Origin of the sequence: Brevibacterium yomogidense, assembly GCF_016107685.1 — a bacterium.
GTDB lineage: Bacteria > Actinomycetota > Actinomycetes > Actinomycetales > Brevibacteriaceae > Brevibacterium > Brevibacterium yomogidense.
Window position 1 is genome coordinate 469,599 of record NZ_JABASY010000001.1, and the last position, 17,263, is coordinate 486,861.

General features: G+C 70.8%; 16 protein-coding genes and 1 pseudogene. 8 read left to right on the forward strand and 9 right to left on the reverse strand.

Annotated features, from left to right (window positions below; translation table 11 throughout):
* Positions 1-36 precede the first annotated feature (36 nt).
* From JFC09_RS01995 to JFC09_RS02005, 3 genes are all read right to left on the reverse strand, one after another.
* Entirely contained in the window at positions 37-501 is a 465-nt protein-coding gene (locus tag JFC09_RS01995) for a hemerythrin domain-containing protein (protein ID WP_232483012.1), read from the reverse strand.
* A 104-nt stretch (positions 502-605) separates the two neighbouring features.
* Entirely contained in the window at positions 606-1,616 is a 1,011-nt protein-coding gene (locus JFC09_RS02000; RefSeq protein WP_198392296.1) for an Ldh family oxidoreductase, read from the reverse strand.
* Between the two features lie 156 nt (positions 1,617-1,772).
* Positions 1,773-2,678 (reverse strand): LysR family transcriptional regulator, encoded by a 906-nt coding sequence (locus tag JFC09_RS02005; RefSeq protein ID WP_198392297.1) that lies wholly within the window; start codon positions 2,676-2,678, stop codon positions 1,773-1,775.
* Positions 2,679-2,863: 185 nt separating this feature from the next.
* Between JFC09_RS02005 and JFC09_RS02010 the strand changes: the two genes are divergently transcribed.
* The 4 genes from JFC09_RS02010 to JFC09_RS16620 all read left to right on the forward strand — a co-directional run bounded on the left by JFC09_RS02010 (position 2,864) and on the right by JFC09_RS16620 (position 5,544).
* On the forward strand, positions 2,864-3,037 hold the full coding sequence (locus JFC09_RS02010; RefSeq protein WP_198392298.1) for a hypothetical protein: 174 nt from the start codon (positions 2,864-2,866) through the stop codon (positions 3,035-3,037).
* A gap of 238 nt (positions 3,038-3,275) precedes the next feature.
* The gene (locus JFC09_RS02015) at positions 3,276-3,467 is read left to right on the forward strand and encodes a hypothetical protein (RefSeq protein WP_198392299.1); all 192 of its coding nucleotides are present in this window, start codon (positions 3,276-3,278) and stop codon (positions 3,465-3,467) included.
* 224 nt (positions 3,468-3,691) lie between these two features.
* Positions 3,692-5,395 carry an alanine/glycine:cation symporter family protein gene (locus tag JFC09_RS02020; protein ID WP_198392300.1) on the forward strand — a complete coding sequence of 568 codons (1,704 nt, stop codon included), beginning with the start codon at positions 3,692-3,694 and terminating at the stop codon, positions 5,393-5,395.
* A gap of 23 nt (positions 5,396-5,418) precedes the next feature.
* Positions 5,419-5,544 carry a hypothetical protein gene (locus tag JFC09_RS16620; protein ID WP_269770432.1) on the forward strand — a complete coding sequence of 42 codons (126 nt, stop codon included), beginning with the start codon at positions 5,419-5,421 and terminating at the stop codon, positions 5,542-5,544.
* Here JFC09_RS16620 and mgtE read toward each other — a convergent pair.
* The 6 genes from mgtE to moaA form a co-directional block, all read right to left on the reverse strand.
* On the reverse strand, positions 5,505-6,878 hold the full coding sequence (mgtE, locus tag JFC09_RS02025) for a magnesium transporter (RefSeq protein ID WP_198392301.1): 1,374 nt from the start codon (positions 6,876-6,878) through the stop codon (positions 5,505-5,507). The two genes, JFC09_RS16620 and mgtE, sit on opposite strands and share 40 nt — an antisense overlap.
* Before the next feature lie 121 nt (positions 6,879-6,999).
* On the reverse strand, positions 7,000-8,532 hold the full coding sequence (locus JFC09_RS02030) for an ABC transporter permease (protein ID WP_198392302.1): 1,533 nt from the start codon (positions 8,530-8,532) through the stop codon (positions 7,000-7,002).
* Entirely contained in the window at positions 8,529-9,305 is a 777-nt protein-coding gene (modA, locus tag JFC09_RS02035; protein WP_198392303.1) for a molybdate ABC transporter substrate-binding protein, read from the reverse strand. The genes JFC09_RS02030 and modA overlap by 4 nt, the downstream gene beginning before the upstream one ends.
* A gap of 281 nt (positions 9,306-9,586) precedes the next feature.
* On the reverse strand, positions 9,587-10,948 hold the full coding sequence (locus tag JFC09_RS02040) for a molybdopterin molybdotransferase MoeA (protein WP_198392304.1): 1,362 nt from the start codon (positions 10,946-10,948) through the stop codon (positions 9,587-9,589).
* Positions 10,949-10,950: 2 nt separating this feature from the next.
* The gene (locus JFC09_RS02045; RefSeq protein WP_232483013.1) at positions 10,951-11,253 is read right to left on the reverse strand and encodes a MoaD/ThiS family protein; all 303 of its coding nucleotides are present in this window, start codon (positions 11,251-11,253) and stop codon (positions 10,951-10,953) included.
* A gap of 174 nt (positions 11,254-11,427) precedes the next feature.
* Positions 11,428-12,612, reverse strand: a complete 1,185-nt coding sequence (gene moaA / locus JFC09_RS02050; protein WP_198392305.1) for a GTP 3',8-cyclase MoaA — start codon at positions 12,610-12,612, stop codon at positions 11,428-11,430.
* A 147-nt stretch (positions 12,613-12,759) separates the two neighbouring features.
* On the opposite strand from moaA, the gene JFC09_RS02055 reads away from it, so the two are divergent.
* The 4 genes and pseudogenes from JFC09_RS02055 to JFC09_RS16275 all read left to right on the forward strand — a co-directional run bounded on the left by JFC09_RS02055 (position 12,760) and on the right by JFC09_RS16275 (position 17,225).
* A complete protein-coding gene (locus JFC09_RS02055; RefSeq protein ID WP_232483014.1) occupies positions 12,760-13,902 on the forward strand; it encodes an MFS transporter in 1,143 nt (380 codons plus the stop codon).
* 85 nt (positions 13,903-13,987) lie between these two features.
* Positions 13,988-15,307, forward strand: coding sequence for a molybdopterin molybdotransferase MoeA (locus JFC09_RS02060; protein WP_198392306.1), 1,320 nt, complete (start codon positions 13,988-13,990; stop codon positions 15,305-15,307).
* A pseudogene (gene moaC / locus JFC09_RS02065) lies at positions 15,304-15,804 on the forward strand (cyclic pyranopterin monophosphate synthase MoaC); the annotation flags it as partial. The gene JFC09_RS02060 and the pseudogene moaC, both read left to right, overlap by 4 nt.
* A gap of 149 nt (positions 15,805-15,953) precedes the next feature.
* A complete protein-coding gene (locus tag JFC09_RS16275) occupies positions 15,954-17,225 on the forward strand; it encodes a molybdenum cofactor biosynthesis protein MoaE (RefSeq protein ID WP_232483015.1) in 1,272 nt (423 codons plus the stop codon).
* Positions 17,226-17,263 lie beyond the last annotated feature (38 nt).

Here is a 17,263-nt window from a genome sequence, read left to right on the forward strand (position 1 = left end):
TCAGTATGCCGGACCACCAGTCGTCCGGCCGGTGATTCAGCGCGTCGCTTTCTCGCACTTCCAGCCGTCGGGCATCCGGCCGTCGGCGAGGAAATCGTGCAGGCGTGCGGTCGCCTCGTCCGACAGCTGCGCGTCGGCCTGGGGGTAGATGACCGGCTCCTCCTTGGAGTTGTGGGCATCCAGCCGCAACAGCAGATCCTGACACGCGGTCTGGATCACCGAAGCGTTGGCACCGGTTGCAAGGAGGTCGTCGAGGCCGCTCATCGCATCCCACAGTTCGCCGTGCTCGCGCAGCATCACGAACACCGGCATCATCAGCCCGGACGCCTTCAGCGGTGGGAAGATGAACTCCTCTTCGAGGTAGATGTGCCGCCGCAGGCCCTCCATGGCCCGCCGCAGCGGCGCCGGGTCGGCGGCGTCGTGGTCAGGTTCCGCGCCGGCCTCCAGCCCCGCGGCGTACTCCTCGATACCGCCGTCGATCTCCCGATGCTCCCGCTCCAAGGCGGCGGACAGAGTTTCTGTGGACATGTTCCTTCCTCCAGTCTCCGTGCTCCGCCGCTGAGTTGCCGGCGGTCACACGACGAACGTCTCCGGTCGTCCGCCGTTCAGCCCGCAGCCGGCGGTGCGATGCTCAGTTCCTCGGCGAGCTTCTGCGCAGCTTCCCACGCGTGCCTCTGCACGTGGGTGCCGTCCCGCTTCCGCTCGACCGTGGTCGCCGCCGAGCTCTCACCCGGGATGCGCGTCTTCGGGAAGCCGTCGGCGACCGGCGTGTCCTTGATGTACTCGAGGAACGTGTCCGTCTCCGCCGTGAACTCGTCCAGGGGCCGCAGCCCGTTGATGTCGATCGCGATGACGAGGACGCCCTGCTCCTCCTTCGCGTCCTCAGCCGAGGGGGTGCCAGCGGTCGACAGGGCTCCTCCCAGTGCTTCCGCGAGCATCGCGAGGCCGAAGCCCTTGTGCCCGCCGAACGGCTGCAGGTGACCCGACGGGGTCACCCAGTCGGAGGGGATCTCCTCACCGCGGTCGCGCCACTCCGACAGCCGCCCCATTGCCACGGCGCTCGTCGCGAAGTCCAGGACGAAGTGCGGGGACGACGACCTCGGGACGCCCGCACCGATCGGATTGGTCGAGAACCGCGTCTCTGTGCCCCCGGGGACGGAGACCACGCGGTGGGCGCCTCCGGTGTTCACGAAGAGGAGCGTCGCGACGCCCTGGTCCGCCGCCTCCTCGGAGAAGTCCGCCAGGCGGCCGGCGAAGTCGGAGTTGTAGACGGAGACGGCCGCGATGCCGTGCTTCTTCGCCCGCTCGACGGCGAGCTGCGTGGCTTCCCGCACCACGAGGTGGCCGAACCCCCTCTTGCCGTCGATCCTGGCGAGCCCCCCGCGGTCGATGTCGACCTCGGGCCGAGCCGCCGGGTCGGTCTCCCCGCTGCGCGCCCGGCCGATGTATTCGGGGAGGCGTCGGAGGCCGTGCGATTCGTGACCGGCGAGCTCCGAGCCGACGATCTGCCCGGCCATGACGGCGGCGTCGTCTTCGCGCATGCCGACTGCCGTGAGTGCGTCCGTCGTGAAGCGCAGGAGTTCCTCCCCGCGTGCAAGGACCGTGTCGTCAGCCATCGTGCTGCTCCCCTTCGTGCAGGCAAAGGGACTGGCGGCGTGCCGTCCCACTTGGAAGGTTGGCAGAAACCGGTCGAGAGGGCCAGTCCTCATGGGCCCTTTGTCCGGTTGTCCTCGTGGCCGGCTGTGCCTTTGTCCCCTTGTCCTGGTGGCCGGTCACGGATCCGGGGTGTGGTGCGCGGCGCCCAGGTCCTGGAGCAGTGCGAGCAGCCGTTCCGCCGCCGCCTGCTGACGGATGGAGTCGCGGACGTGCGCGACGATGATCCGTTCCGCGTCGGGCCGCACGATCGGCAGCGCGACGACGGAGTCCGGCAGGGCCGTCGCCGCGAGGGCGGGCATCGCACTCACGCCGACCCCGGCTGCGACGAACGCGATCGTCCCGTGATGGTCAGCGGCCTGGATGATGGAGCGCGGTGCGATCCCGGCGGCCCGCCAGATGTCCTCGACGATCCGCGCGGCCTCACCGTCACCCACGAACTCATGGATCCACGGGTCGTTCCCCAGGTCGGCCGCCGCCACTTCGCGGAGGCCCGCGTACGGGTGGTCCCGCGGGAGGATGACGACGAACGGGTCGCGGGCGAGCACGATCCGCGTGACACCGGCCGGTGCGTGCGGCGGGGCGCCGCGTCGCTCCGTGCGGATGTCGATGTCCGGCCGCACGGACGACACGGGCGGATCGGTGAGCTCGATGACGAGCGTCGTGGTGGGGAACTCGCGCCGCAGCTGCGCGGCCACTGACGGCAGCCAGTGCTCACCGGCGGAGGCGAACGTGCCGATCGTGAGGGAACCGGTGCGCCCGATCCGCAGATCGTCGATGAACTGATCGACCCGGGTGACCGCTGCCAGCGCCTCCTCGCCCTTCTCCGCCAGACGTCTGCCGTGGGCGGTGGGCACCACGCCGCGTCCGGACCTCTCGAAGAGGGTGAGTCCCGTCTCCCGCTGCAGGGCGCTGAGGTGCTGGCTCACCGCGCTGGGAGTGAAGCTCAGGGCGTCGGCGGTGGCCTTGAGAGAGCCCGTCGCGACGACCGAGCAGAGGATCCGCAGGCGGTGGATGTCGACCATCCACCAAGCTTAAGCGCGACTGAACTGATCACAAGGCAACATCGCTTGTCCTCACCGGTGAAACGGCGGATGATGGGTGTATCAAATACGCGTCCGACTAGTGAGAACCCGCAGGCTGGCTGCTGTGGGGCCACCGCTGTCGGACTTCTGTGAGGGGAGGGACCATGCTGGCAGGAGTTCTTGTCATGACAGGGATGATTCTGGGGCTGTACTACTTCGCGCGAGGGCGTGCCGTCTGTCCTCCGCAGGACCGCCTGCCGTGGGATCAGCTGAACACCGACGCGGTCGTCCACACGATCAGCCGCGGCTGGTCCGCACCCGGACTCCAGCTGTACCGGAGGAACCCCGGCGACAGCTGAGCCCCGGCGCGCGTCCGGCCGACGGCCGCCTGTGCTCCGGGCAGGCCCCTGCAGGTCCACCCGAAAGCGCCGGTCGGGCCACCCGCAGGGCCCCCGCAAGCCCCGGGCAAGGGGCGTTGCTATTCGCCCCCTTGCCTCCGGGCGCCCGCGGGGGGATGCTTGAAGGAGAGGGTGGCCGCTCGTCGGCCCTACACCCGCGAGGTGCGAGGCCGACGGGCCCGTGAGGGTGGGAGGCGTCATGCTGATGGGGATGCTCGTCGTGACCGGATCGATCCTGGTGCTCTACTACTTCGTGCGAGGTCGGATGGTGTGCCCGCGACACGATCGCCTTCCGCTGGGCGACCTCGGGGTCAGCGGGTGGATCCACACGATCAGCCGCGGATGGGCTGCCGATTCGCCCCGCGATCGCTACATGACGGGGATGGCGTAGCTCCCGGTGTCGGTCCGCGGCCACCAGCTGAACAAGCCGCATTCACATCCTGTGCGCACTCTGAGCGTGACTCTCTCACCTGCATTGACACAGGCTCAGGTCCACAACGATGAGCAGCTGATCTCGAAGTGAGAGACCGTTGTGTGGGTATGGTGTCCTCGTGAGGCAGGCGCCGCAGCCGGACCGACCCTCTGGCCGTACAGCAACCCAGCGCCTGGGACATCATGGGAACAGAGCCGTTCCATCATTCGCCCTCTGTCATTGAGGGCGCTGGCGGCACCGTCGCACCGCACTCCGAGTCCGGCCTCCTCGCGGCGGCGGAGCCCGTCGGCGGTCTCGACGGTGCGATCGAGGCCGTGTTCGGCCCCATCGCGGACCTCCTGTCCGCGATCGTGTTCTTCGAGATCCCCGTCTTCGGCGGCATTCCGGTCATCGTCCTGTGGCTCATGGCCGCAGCGGTGTTCATCACCGTGTACCTCCGCTTCCAGCCGATCACTGGGCTCAAGCACTCCTTCCGCGTGATCCGCGGCAAGGCCACCCGCAAGACGGATCCCGGCGAGGTGTCTTCGTTCCAGGCCCTCGCCACGGAGCTGTCCGGCACCGTCGGTCTGGGGAACATCGCCGGTGTCGCCGTGGCCATCACGGTGGGCGGACCCGGCGCGGCACTCTGGATCATCATCTTCGGCTTCTTCGCGATGACCGTGAAGATGGCGGAGGCGACGCTGGGCGTGAAGTACCGGCAGATCGCGGAGGACGGCACGACGGCCGGCGGCCCCATGTACTACCTGCGGGACGGGCTCGCAGCGATCGGCCGCCCCAAGACAGGGCGGTTCCTCGCGGTGTTCTACTCCATCGCGACCCTCGTGGGCGTGTTCGGCGCCGGCAATCTGTTCCAGTCCAACCAGGCCGCAGCGGTCCTCGTCAACGCGACCGGCGGCGACGAGAGCTGGCTCGCGGACAAGCTGTGGCTCATCGGCCTCGTCATGGCGGCCGTCTGCGCGCTCGTCGTGCTGGGCGGCATCAAGAAGATCGCCGAATGGACCTCTGCGATCACGCCGCTCATGGCGATCCTCTACTTCATCGGGACGGTCGCGGTCATCGGTGTGAACTTCGCGAACATCCCCTCCGCGATCGCCCTCATGTTCCAGGGAGCGTTCACGGGTCAGGGCGTGACGGGCGGCATCATCGGCGTCGCGGTCGTCGGCATCCAGCGTGCGCTCTTCTCCAACGCTGCGGGCGTGGGCTCCGCCGGCATGGCGCACTCCGCGTCGAAGACGACCGACCCCGCGACGGAGGGCTTCACCGCCCTGTGGGAGCCGCTCGTCGACTCGATCATCATCTGTACCCTCACCTCGCTCGCGATCATCACGACCGGGCTGTACGACCGCGAGACCGACGGTTCGGACATGGCGGGCGTCGAGCTCACTGCGCAGGCGTTCGGCACCGTCACCCCGTGGTTCCCTGTCCTGCTGACGATCTGCGTCGTCCTCTTCGGCTTCTCCACGATCCTCGCGTACTCCTACTACGGCCAGAAGGCGATCGGGTACCTCTTCAAGGAGAACCGGTCCGTCGAGAAGGGCTACCAGATCGCGTGGGTCATCGCGGTGGTCGTGGGCGCGTCGATCTCCCTGGATTCCGTCATCGCGTTCTCCGACGCGATGTTCTTCCTCATGAGCATCCCCAACCTGCTGGGCGTCTACTTCCTGTCGCGCGTGCTCCGTCTGGAGATCCTCCGGTTCCGCACGAAGTCCGTGCTGAAGGCGCATGACGAGATCCCGCTCGAGCTGCAGGTGGGCCTGCGCGACCACGAGCCGACGAGGGCGCAGGTGAGGGCTGAGAAGCAGCGGCTGGAGCTCGCGAAGGAGAAGCGTCGTGCGATCCGCCGGGAGTTCCGCGCCGCCCAGCGTGCGCGGACCACGAAGGACTGAGTCGGCACGGAGCGCGGCGGGGCATGTTCTCAGCGTCGGGCATGCGCGTGCTGGAGCAGCCCGAAGCGAGTGAGCACCGCTGGGTCGGCCTCGACCCAGCGGTGCTGGCTCAGTTCAGCCCCAGCACCGTCGTCGCGATCGTGAAGTAGAGGATGAGGCCGGTGGCGTCGCAGAACGTGGAGATGAACGGGTTGGAGAACACCGCCGGGTCCGCCCCCACCTTCTTCGCGACGATCGGCATGAGTCCGCCCACCGTCGCGGCCATGATGCAGATCGACAGGAGCGTCAGGCCGATGACGGTGCCGATCGCCCACCCGTAGACGATCCCGGCGACGCCGAGCCCGAGGACGCCCAGGACGGAACCGAGCACCGCGCCCACACGCAGCTCACGCCAGATGACGCGCCAGAGGTCTCGGATCCGCACCTCACCCACCGCCAGTGCGCGCGTGACCGTCGTCGCCGCCTGGTTGCCGGTGTTTCCGCCGGTTCCTGTGAGCAGGGGGATGAAGAGCGCGAGGACGACGACCTGATCCAGTCGGTCCTCGTACACCTCGAGCACCTGGACGGTGAGGATCGCGGACACGGCGAGCACCAGCAGCCACACGATGCGGCTGCGGACGATGCGGAGGATCGTGCTCGACAGGTAGGAGCGGTCCAGGGGTTCCGAACCGGCACCGCGGGCCACGTCCTCTGCGTCCTCCTCGTCGACGATGTCGAGGACGTCGTCCATCGTGAGGATGCCGACAAGGCGGTCCTCCTCGTCGACGACGGGCATCGCGATGAGGCGGTGGGAGAGGAACTCGCGGGACGCCTCTTCACGATCGGTGAGCGCGTGCACGCTGATGGCGTCGCGCCCGATCTCGCCGACGAGGGTGTCCGGGGCGGACGCCTCCACCGCGAGGAGGTTGCGGAGGGAGACGACGCCGGACATGACGCGGCCGGTGCCCACGACGGGCAGCAGGTAGATGGTCTCCGGGCCGTCGATGCGGGCGCGGACGATCTCCATCGCCTCGGCGGCAGTCCAGTCGTCGTGGAGGCTCAGCACCTCCGGGGACATGTAGCGGCCGATCGCGTTCTTCGGGTATCCGAGGACGGCGACGGTCATCTCCCGTTCCCGGGCCTCCAGACCGCTCATGAGCCGCTTGACGACCCCGGCGGGCAGTTCGCCGAACAGCTCCGCGCGGTCGTCGGGGTCGAGCCCTTCGATGATCTCCGCGACTTCCGGTTCGCGCAGGTTCTGCAGCAGCTCGGCCTGATACGCCGGGGGCAGCGCCTCGAACACCGCGAGCGCGTCGTCCTTGCTCAGTACACGGAAGAGCACAGCCGACTGCAGCGGCATCGTCGTGTGCACGAGTCGGGTGAGTTCAGTGCGGTCGACGTGCGGGGCCAGATGCGCGATCGCATCGACGTCGCCGGGCTCCATCCTGCCGGACAGTGCCCTCTCCAGCTCTTCAGCTGCGGTCTCAGCCGTCACGTCTGCCATATCGCCCTCCTCAGTCGTCGCCGCCCCTCACCATACTGGGGACCGGAGCTCATTGCGGAAGGCGTCCGGCACTGCCGGTGTTCGCCTCCCTCAGTGCTCCGCTCCGCGTGCGACCGGCGGCTCAGGCGCGGTCGAGGCGGATGACCCGCTGGGCCAGTGCGTCGACTTCCGTGGGGTCGTGGCTCACCAGCACACACGTGCGGCCCGCGAGAAGTGCGGCGAGCAGCGCGCGGATCGCGGGTGCCGATTCCGCGTCGAGGGCTGCGCTGGGCTCATCGAGGAGCACGACCTGTGGATCCGTCGCGAGCGCCCGGGCCAGCGCCACCCGAGCCCGCTGGCCGCCGGACAGGGAGCGCGGTCTCGCCTTTGCAAGGTGCCCGATCCCCAGGTCGTCGAGCATCCGGTGCGCCCGTTCCGTCGCCTGCCCGCCCGTGGTCCCCGCGGTGCGCAGGCCGAACGCGATGTTGCCGACCGCGGTCATGTGCGGGAACAGGCGCGGGTCCTGCAGGAGGAGGGTGACGCCCCGCCGGTGCGGCGGAACGTCGCCGTTGCCGAGGCCGTGGCCGGTCTGCGTGAGCGTCCGGTCATCCACCCTCACGTGGGCTGCGGGAGGCACGAGCAGGCCCGCGGTCACGGCGAGCGCCGTTGACTTGCCCGCCCCGTTGGGGCCGGTGAGTGCGAGGGTCTCGCCCGGCTCCACCGTGAACGACTGCGCGATGCCCCGATCCGGGGCGTCGAAGGCGACGGTGAGGCGGGGCGGCGATGGGTGGCGCGAGGCGGGAAGGGCCACGGTGGTGAGGTCGGCGAGGTCGGGGGAGGGGGCCTCGGCGGCGGGTGCGGTGGGTGCTGCGGGACGGGACCCGGAGCGGGGCAGCGAGTACACCACGAGGACGACGATCAGTGCGATGGCGACGAGCAGCATGGACACGGCGACGGCGGCGTCCGGGTCGGTCTCCCGGCGGAGGTAGATCTCCAGCGGCAGCGTGCGGGTCGTGCCCGCCAGCGACCCGGCGAACGTGAGAGTGGCGCCGAACTCGCCCAGCGACCGGGCGAACGACAGGACGGCCGACGACGCGATCGCGGGCAGCAGCAGCGGCAGCGTCACGACCGCGAAGGCGCGCCCGGGGGAGGCTCCCAGCACCGCTGCCGCGGTCTCGAAATCGGTGCCGTGGGTGCGCATCGCCGCTTCGACGCCCATGACGACGAACGGGAGGGACACGAACACCTGCGCGCAGATGACCGCGGTCGTCGTGAACGCGACGTCGATGCCGGTCGCCTCCAGCGGCGCCGCGAGGATCCCCCGCCTGCCGAACGTCGCCAGCAGCGCCAGGCCGCCCACCACCGGCGGCAGCACCACCGGCAGGAGGACGAACGCGCGGACCGTGCGCAGGAGCGGCGAGTCACTGCGGGCCAGCACCATGCCCAACGGGACCCCCAGCAGGACGCACACGGACGCGGACACCAGCGCCGTCACGAGCGACAGCTGCAGCGCCGTGAGCGAATCATCGGCCGTGACGAGCCGCCAGAAGTCCGACCACGGGACCCGCAGCGCGAGCCCCGCGACCGGGAGGACGACGACGGCCGCGCCCACCAGCGCCAACGGCAGGAGCGCTGCCGGGACCCCTGGCGTGTGCTCGCGGGAGGGCCGTGTCATGGTGCGGCGAATCCGGCGTCTGCGAAGACGTCCTGTGCGTCGTCCGACAGGACGAACTCGATGAACTGCTGGGAGAGTTCGGGGTGGCCCGCGCCTGCGACCGGGGCGATCGGGTAGAGGTTCACCGCGTCCGTCGATGCGGGGAACTCGACCGCGTCGACGGCGTCCGATCCGGCGGCGTCCGTGCGGTAGACCAGACCCGCGTCCGCCTGGCCGTTTGCGATCTTGCCGAGGACGTCCGTGACGGCGGGCTCCTCACTCACCGGCTGGAGATCGACCCCAGCGGACTGCTCGACGGTCGTGGTCGCTGCCCCGCAGGGCACCTGGGGTGCGCAGACGACGACGTCCAGATCCGGCTGCGCGAGGTCGTCGAGCTCGTCGATCCCCTGCGGGTTGCCTGCGGGCACGGCGACGACGAGGGTGTTCGACACGAAGGTCAGCGGCTCCGTCGCGACGTCGCCCGCATCGACCAGCTGCTGCATCGTCTGTTCGTCCGCGGTGGCGATGACGTCTGCGGGCGCACCTTCCTGGACCTGTGTGACGAGGTCGGAGGAACCGGCGAAGCTCAGCTGCACGTCCACCTCGTCGTGGTCATCCGAGAACCGGTCCGCCAGCTGCTCGAACGTGTCCGTGAGCGATGCGGCGGCGAAGACCGTGAGCGTCGACGACTCTGCATCGCCCTCGGCTGGAGAATCCGTGGACGAGGATCCGCACGCGGATAACGCGAGGGCGACAGCGGACGCCCCGGCAGCAGTAGCGAGAAACCTCTTCACGGTCGATCCCTTTCAGCGGCCCGTCTGGCACGTCGAATCGGCTGCTGGGGCACGCGCCGATTGTCATCGTCCACTGTACGCGGCAGACCGCAGATGCGGATATGAAAGTGTAGTTCGCCCGCACATGCGTCTCCAGCGTGCGTGAAGGGCGGTATGTACGGTCGCCCGCGATGGTTCAAGTCTGGGGCCACCCTTCCACCGGAATGCGGGTCACCCATCCATCAGTCGAGTGGTCAGCTATCCACCAGTGGAGCTGTCACCAGTCCAGGGGGAGGAAGCGGTCACCAATCCAGGGGGAGGAACGAGATGCGCTCGCCTCCAGCGACTGGGCGGGTGGGCAGCACGAGCCACCCCTGTGCCGCCGTGAGCCCCCGCATCATGCTGGAGCCGACGTGGGGGCGGGGCAGCCAGCGCGCCTCCGGGCTGTCAGGGGCAGCGCCGTGACCCGCAGCCGTGCCGCCGCCCTGCACGGCGTCCGCGCCTGTTCGGTCGTGCGCGTCATCCGCGACCGGCTCGTCTGCCACGTGTGCCGGGGCGGCGGGCGTGAGGCGGTCGACCTTCTCCGCCGGAAGGCTCTGGGCCACCGGGACGGTGAGGGGGACCTCGGGATCGTCACCGCGCAGGCCGCGCAGCAGAGCGCTGCCGACGACCCTCATCGCCGCCATCGCCGCCAGCGGGTTCCCGGGCAGCGCGAGCACCGGAATGTGCCGCTCCGGCCGCTCGAGCACGGACAGCATGGTGGGGTGGCCGGGCCGCATCGCCAGTTCCGAGATGACCATTCGCCCGGAGGTCTCCAGCTGCGCACGCACGTGGTCGGCCGCGGACCGCGCGGTGCCACCCGTCGTCATGACGACATCCGCGGTGTCCGCGAGCTCCGCCAGGGCCTCCGCCGTTGTCTGCGGATCGTCACCGATGCGGCGCACCCGGACTACCTGCACTCCCGCCGCGCGCAGCACGTGCGGAAGCTGCACCTCGAACGCGTCGCGCACCTCGCCGGGACCGGGGATGCCGGAGGTGCGGACCTCGTCACCGGTGAGCAGCAGCGCCGCGGTGACGGCGGGGCGGACCTGCACGTCGTCGTGCCCGCAGATCGCCGCCATCGCGAGGAGGGGCGGGGTGAGCGGCCGGCCGGCCGTGGCGATGAGGTCGCCGGCGACCGCCTCCCGCCCGGCGAGCCTGACGTGCCGCCCCGGCTCGAGTTCCGACGCGGGTGCCCCGGCGGCCAGGTGGACGACGGATCTCTGGTCGTCGCGGGTCGTGTACTCGACCCGCACCACGCCCGAGGCGCCGTCCGGCATCGGACCACCCGTCACGATCGTGCGCGCCCGGCCGGGCAGGAGGGGGGTCGGGGAGCCTGTGGGGGCGGGGCCATCCAGGTGCCACGGGGGATCCCCCGCGACCGCGTAGCCGTCCATCGCGGACGAATCATAGTGGGGCACATCGACAACGGCGCGCAGGTCTGCGGCGAGCGTGCGTCCGGCGGCATCCGCCAGGGGGAGCCACGCCGCGCCAGACTCGACCGTATCCGGCGCCGTCGTGCGCGCTGAGGCCTCCGCACCCGTCGTGTACGCGAGGTGCATCGCCTCGGACCACTGTGGGACCCGACCGTGGTGACGCTCCTCGGCTTCCGGTTTCCGCGACACGGTCACCCTCCCGCGAAAGGGGGCAGCACGTCGACGCGCATGCCGGGCGCCGCCGTGTCCTCATCCCGCATCACGACCCCGTTGACCAGGATGCTCGACTGGCCCAGCACCTGCTCCAGCGACGGCTCGCCTGCCGGTGGCTCCGGGTGGAGGGAGACGAGCAGCACCACGAGCTGCTCCCGCGTGAGCGCATCGATGCGCTCCGGGACGACGACGGCTTCTTCTGCCAGATGCCCGGCAGCCGCCCGCGCAGCAGCGAAGTAGCGGACCTGCAGGGTGCGCTCCGGCGTCGGATCAGGACTCATCGTCGTCTCCCTTCACATGGGCGACCACGTCACGTGGGCAACCACTCCCACTCAACCACTCATCACGGGTCCGCGGCGAGCAGGCTCACCTGCTGAACCGGACTCACCTGACGGATGAGACCCCTCGGCTGAACCAGACTCATCCGGCGGACGAGATCCGCCCCGGGACGGGGTTCAGCCGCCGATGGCGCTCATCGTGCGGTCGGGCTGCACGTAGTCGTCGCTGTCGAGTCCGGGCGCGTCCATGCCGTGCGCGGCGGGCTTGAGCCACATCGCCTGCTGCCACATGCGGGCGATCACGTCATCGGACTCTCCGGAGCGCAGCGCGGCCGCGAGGTCGAACTCCTCGTGCGAGAACAGGCAGGACCGCACCTTGCCGTCGGCAGTGACGCGGGTCCGGGTGCATGCGGAGCAGAACGGTTCCGTCACCGAGGCGATGACACCCACCCGGCCCAGCACCTGCGGGGGATCATCGGGATCCTCTGCACAAGCGTCGAGTGGCAGCACCTTCCAGAGCTCTGCCGGAGCCCCGTTGCGCGGGGCATCGTCCGGTACGAGCCGCCAGTGCTGACCGAGGAGACCGCGGACTTCCGCAGCAGTGACCATCCCTTCGCGGGTCCACCCGTGGTCGCCGTCCAACGGCATCTGCTCGATGAACCGCAGGAAGACGCCGCGCTCCAGCGCGTAGGCGAGCAGTTCCGGAGCCTGTTCGTCGTTGGCGCCCCGCATGAGCACCGCGTTGAGCTTCACCGGATGCAGACCCGCATCCAGCGCCGCGTCGATCCCCGCGAGCACATCGGCAAGCCGGTCGCGCCGGGCAAGGGTGCGGAACGTCTCCGCGTCGATCGTGTCGAGGGAGACGTTCAGCCGGGTGAGGCCGGCCTCCGCCAGCGACGCAGCCCGCCGCACGAGCCCGATCCCGTTCGTCGTGAGCGCGATCGGCAGATCCGGATGGTGGGCGCGGACGCCCGCGATGATCTCCTCCAGGTCCGGCCGGATGAGCGGCTCCCCACCCGTGAGGCGGAGATCCCGCACCCCGTGGACGGAGACGGCGATGTCGACGAGGCGGACGACCTCGGCGGGGGTGAGCAGTGACGGCTTCGGCATCCAGTCCATGCCCTCAGCAGGCATGCAGTACGTGCATCGGAGGTTGCACTTGTCCGTGAGCGAGACCCGCAGGTCCGTGCCCCTGCGACCGAACCGGTCGAGCAGACCGGGTTCCGTCGGGGCGTCGTGGGCGCGGCGGTCCAGCTCTTCCTTCGTGGAATCGAGCGCACGAGCCCGCAGCACCGCAGCTGTGTCCGGAGAGTCCCCGTCCGTGGCCGTGCGCACGACGGGAATGCCGAGGCTCACGTTCATACCCTCACAGTGTACGGGCCCCGGCTCCGCGTTCCCATCCCCTCGGGCTGACCGTTGCCTCCCCGCGGGCTGACCGGCGCGATAGCCTGCGGACATGCCTCTTCTCCCCGATCGCACACCCACGCCTGCGGACCGGCCTGATTCCTGATGAGGGGATCGGTCCTGCGCGAACCGGGCATGCCGCTGCTGGTGCTCATGACGGTGCTCGGCTTCTCCGGTTTTGCGGCCCTGCTGCCGGTCGCCCCGCTGTGGGCGGTCCACGGGGGCGCCGGCTCCGTGGGCGCCGGGCTGGTCAACGGCGTGCTCATGCTCTTCACCGTCCTCACCCAGCTGGTGGTGCCGGCGTCCCTGCGCCGGTTCGGCTGGGCGCCGGTGCTCACCGCGGGGATGCTGCTGCTGGGCCTGCCGGCGGCGGTCTTCGCCGTCAGCGACGACCTCGGGGTCGTGCTCGCGCTGTCCGCGGTGCGCGGGCTGGGCTTCGGGGTGCTCACCGTGACGGGCAGCGCCCTGGTCGCGGAGCTGGTCGAACCGGCCCGCCGCGGTCAGGCGATCGGCGTGTACGGGCTGGCGATCGCCGGGCCGCAGGTGCTGTTCGTGTCCGCCGGGCCGTGGATCGTCGAGAACGTGGGCTTCGGGATCATCTTCGCGCTGGGCGTGCTGCCGGCCGTGGGAGTGATCCCGGCGGTCATCCTGGGACGTCGGGTCGACCACGTCCCCGACTCGCAGGAGCGGCCCCCGTACGTGCGGCTGCTGCGGCCCATGGCCCTCCTGCTGGCGGTCACGCTGGCAGGCGGCGCCCTCATCACCTTCATGGCACCGATGAGCGACAGTGCCGCCCTCAGCACGCTCGCCCTGCTGTGCCTCACGGTCGCCGCAGCGCTCGCCCGATGGCAGGCGGGCGCCTTCTCCGACCGGTACGGGCCGCAGGCGTTCATCTGGCCGCTGGTCCTGCTCACCACCGTCGGCATGTCCGTGCTGGCGTGGGGCGTGCGAGACCCCCTGGACACCGGTGTGGTGGCCCTGCTGCTGGGCGCGACGCTCGTGGGCATCAGCTACGGGGCCCTGCAGAACCTCACGCTCGTCGTCGCGTTCCAGGCCGTCAGTCGGCCCCACTACGGATCAGCCAGCGCGGTGTGGAACGTCGGCTTCGACGCGGGCACCGGCCTGGGATCGGTCATCATCGGCATGATCGCGGGCGGCTCGTCGTTCAGCACCGCCCTGCTGGTGGGCGGCGCCTTCTCCCTCCTGACGCTGCCGCTCGCGCTCCGACGACCCCAGCCCCTCAGGTGACCGGGTAGGAGACCACCCGAAGCTCCGCGTCCCCGCACCAAAAAGCGACTGACCGGTAATACTTCGCCCCGGTAGAGTCGCGGGCATGACCGAAACCGGCGCGCAGGCGTCCACCTCCACCTTCCGGGGCCCCTTCCACGACTGGTCGGAACCACGCAGCCTCGAGGCGCACGTGAGTGCTCTCGTCGCGGCGCTGAGCGTCCGCACGATCGGCGCGGAGACCGTCCGCGCGTCCGACGCCCTGGACCGCGCACTCGTGGACGACCTGCACGCCCCTTTCGACCTGCCCCGGTTCGACAACTCCCAGATGGACGGGTTCGCCCTCGACGCGACGTCCACTCCCGGATCGTTCGACGTGGGCGCGATGATCCCGGCGGGGCACACCGGTGAACCGGTGCCGCAGGGGATGGCCGTACCGATCATGACGGGCGCCCCGATCCCGCCCGGCGCCAACGCCGTCGTCCCCGTCGAGGCGACCGAGGGGTACGACTCGCCGTTCATCCGCGTCGACGAGACGCGTGCGGGGGAGTTCGTCCGCCCCCGCGGCAGCGACATCACGGCGGGGGACACCGCCTTCCCGGCGGGGACCGCGCTGCGGTCGGCGGGGCTGGGGGTGCTCGCGGCGTTCGGCCTCACGGAGATCGCGGTGCGCGCCCGCCCCCGCGTGCTCATCGTCACCGGTGGGGACGAAGTGGCGGCACCGGGCGAGCGGCTGCGCTCCGACCAGGTGTTCGACACGAACTCCGCGCTGCTGAGCGCCGTCCTGCGCCGCTGCGGGGCCGTGGTCGTCGAGGCGATCGTCGTCGACGACTCCGTGGATGACTTCCGTGCCGCACTGGGGGAGCGCGTGCGGGCGGTCGACCCGGACCTCGTCGTCACGAGCGGCGGCATCAGCGCCGGCCGGTTCGAGGTGGTCCAGCAGGGGCTCGCGCCCGGCGGCGATCTCGACGGCTTCACTCCCGTCGTGGGCTTCGGGCCGGTCGCGATGCAGCCGGGCGGTCCGCAGGGCATGGGCGTTCTGCGCGACGAGGACGGCGACTCCATCCCGATCGTCTGCTTCCCCGGCAACCCCGTGAGCACGTGGGTGAGCGCCCACGTGCTGCTGCGGGACGCGCTGGCGCGGGCGTGGCACACGGGACGGCCGTCGCGGAAGGTGACCGCCGCACTCGTCGACCCGGTCACGTCGCTGCCCACCCGCACGCAGCTGCGCCGGGCCGACCTGGACGTGGGCCTCCTGTCCGACGGTTCGATCGACTCGGAATCGACCCAGCTGCGGGTGCGCGCGTTCGCCGGCACCGGCTCCCACCTGCTCGCGACCGCTGCTCGCGCGGACTCCCTCATCGTCGTCCCGCCCGGCAGCGGAGAACTGCCCGCCGGCACCCCCGTCGAGGTGGTGCTCCTGTGACCGGCCACGACGACGCCCGCACCGCCGGCAGGCTCACCCACGTCCGCGCGGACGGCAGCGCGCACATGGTCGACGTGTCCGCGAAGGCCGTGACCACACGGATCGCCGTCGCCTCCTCCCGGCTCACGACCGCCGCCGAGGTCGTCGACCAGATGCTCGACGGCACCCTCCCGAAGGGCGACGCCCTGGCGGTGGCACGTGTCGCAGGCATCATGGCGGCGAAGCGCACCCCCGAACTGGTGCCCCTGTGCCACCCGCTGCCGCTCACCGGGGTCTCCGTCGACCTGGAGCGTGCGGCGGACGATCCGGGTGCGATCGACATCCGTGCGCGGGTGAAGACGACCGGGGTGACCGGGGTGGAGATGGAGGCGCTCACCGCGGCCTCCGTCGCAGCCCTCACCCTCTACGACATGGTGAAGGCGCTCGATCGCGATGCCATCATCGGCCCCACGCGTGTCGAGCAGAAGTCGGGAGGGGCCTCGGGCGACTGGGGCAGGGGACCCGGCGGCGGCCTCGGTGCCGGGGACAATGACGGGGACATCGAAGGGGAAGACGGCCTCGGTGACGGGGGCGGCGCAGGGAATGGCGGCCTCGGTGACGCGGGTGGGGAACAGGATGACGACCTCGTCGAGGGGAAGGGTCAGGCATGACGCGGGTGACGCGACCGGACGCGGACCGGCGGCCGCGACGGGCGACGCGCGGCGGTGACCGGTCGGCGACGTTCGGTGAGGGGCGGCGGGCCGTCGTGCTCGTCGTGTCGTCGTCTGCCGCGGCGGGGACGGCGGAGGACTACGCCGGGCCGCTGCTGGTGGGCTGGCTGGCCGAACGCGGCTACCTGGTCGACGGCACGCACGTCGTCGCCGACGGGCCCGCAGTGGGCGCCGCGCTGCGCCACCACCTGCACGAACGGCCGGAAGCCGAGCGTCCCCGCGTCCTCGTGACGACCGGAGGGACGGGGCTCGCACCCGACGACTGGACGCCCGAGGAGACCCGGAAGATCCTCGACAAGGAGGCGAGCGGGCTCGTGCAGGCGCTCATCGACCACGGGATGGCGAAGCTGCCGGAAGCCGCCATGAGCCGCGGCACCGCCGGATCCAGCGGCCGCACGTTCGTCGTCAACCTGCCCGGATCCGTAGGCGGTGTGAAGGACGGGATCACCGTCCTCGACCCGATCCTCCACCACATCCAGGCGCAGCTCGAAGGTGGCGCCGACAACGGCGTCCACCCGCCCCGCGACGCCGCAGCGGCGGAGGTGGCGGAGCTGGTCGGTGCGGCTGGAGTGGGCGGTGTGCATGCGAGCGGTGCGCACGGGACGGGGACCGGCGGTGCGCATGTGAGTGGCGACGGCAACCGCGGTGACGACGTGGGCGCGGGCCACGAGGACGTGGTGGGCGCGGGGCCGGACGTCGGAGCGCAGTCACGGGGCAGTGCGGAGTCTCAGTCCGGTGCGGTGAGCGGGGACGGGGAGTCGGGTGGGGACTCGGGGTCGGTGCTCCGCCCTTTCGCGTCGGGACTCATCACGGACAAGACGCTGTGCCTGGCGGCCGCCGAAGCGCGGGTGAAGACCCCGCACACCGGCGCCGTCGCCGTGTTCCGCGGGGTCGTGCGCGACCATGACAGCGGCCGCGGGGACGTCGTGGGGCTCGAGTACACGGCGCACCCGGCGGCGCAGAGCGTGCTCGACGAGGTGCTCGCGGATGCGTTGGTCGACTTCCCGCGGGTGAGGCTGTGGGCTGAGCACCGGATCGGCGAACTGGTGATCGGTGACGACGCCCTGCTGGTCGTCGCGGCATCCGCGCACCGGAAGGAGGCCTTCACGGCGTGCGCGGAACTCGTCGACCGCATCAAGGACCGCGTGCCGATCTGGAAGCGGCAGGACTACGCGAACGGCGACCACGACTGGGTGGGCATCGAGTGAGCTGGGTTGGCGTGAGATGAGCCGACGTGTGGCGGGCA

Coding starts and splice junctions, on each gene's coding strand:
- moaA (WP_198392305.1), bottom strand. CDS start 12,612: ATGAACGTGAGCCTCGGCATTCCCGTCGTGCGCACGGCCACGGACGGG.
- JFC09_RS02060 (WP_198392306.1), top strand. CDS start 13,988: ATGACCGAAACCGGCGCGCAGGCGTCCACCTCCACCTTCCGGGGCCCC.
- JFC09_RS02015 (WP_198392299.1), top strand. CDS start 3,276: ATGCTGATGGGGATGCTCGTCGTGACCGGATCGATCCTGGTGCTCTAC.
- JFC09_RS02045 (WP_232483013.1), bottom strand. CDS start 11,253: ATGAGTCCTGATCCGACGCCGGAGCGCACCCTGCAGGTCCGCTACTTC.
- JFC09_RS16275 (WP_232483015.1), top strand. CDS start 15,954: ATGACGCGGGTGACGCGACCGGACGCGGACCGGCGGCCGCGACGGGCG.
- JFC09_RS02055 (WP_232483014.1), top strand. CDS start 12,760: ATGAGGGGATCGGTCCTGCGCGAACCGGGCATGCCGCTGCTGGTGCTC.
- JFC09_RS02010 (WP_198392298.1), top strand. CDS start 2,864: ATGACAGGGATGATTCTGGGGCTGTACTACTTCGCGCGAGGGCGTGCC.
- mgtE (WP_198392301.1), bottom strand. CDS start 6,878: ATGGCAGACGTGACGGCTGAGACCGCAGCTGAAGAGCTGGAGAGGGCA.
- JFC09_RS16620 (WP_269770432.1), top strand. CDS start 5,419: ATGTTCTCAGCGTCGGGCATGCGCGTGCTGGAGCAGCCCGAAGCGAGT.
- JFC09_RS02030 (WP_198392302.1), bottom strand. CDS start 8,532: ATGACACGGCCCTCCCGCGAGCACACGCCAGGGGTCCCGGCAGCGCTC.
- JFC09_RS02020 (WP_198392300.1), top strand. CDS start 3,692: ATGGGAACAGAGCCGTTCCATCATTCGCCCTCTGTCATTGAGGGCGCT.
- JFC09_RS02000 (WP_198392296.1), bottom strand. CDS start 1,616: ATGGCTGACGACACGGTCCTTGCACGCGGGGAGGAACTCCTGCGCTTC.
- JFC09_RS02005 (WP_198392297.1), bottom strand. CDS start 2,678: ATGGTCGACATCCACCGCCTGCGGATCCTCTGCTCGGTCGTCGCGACG.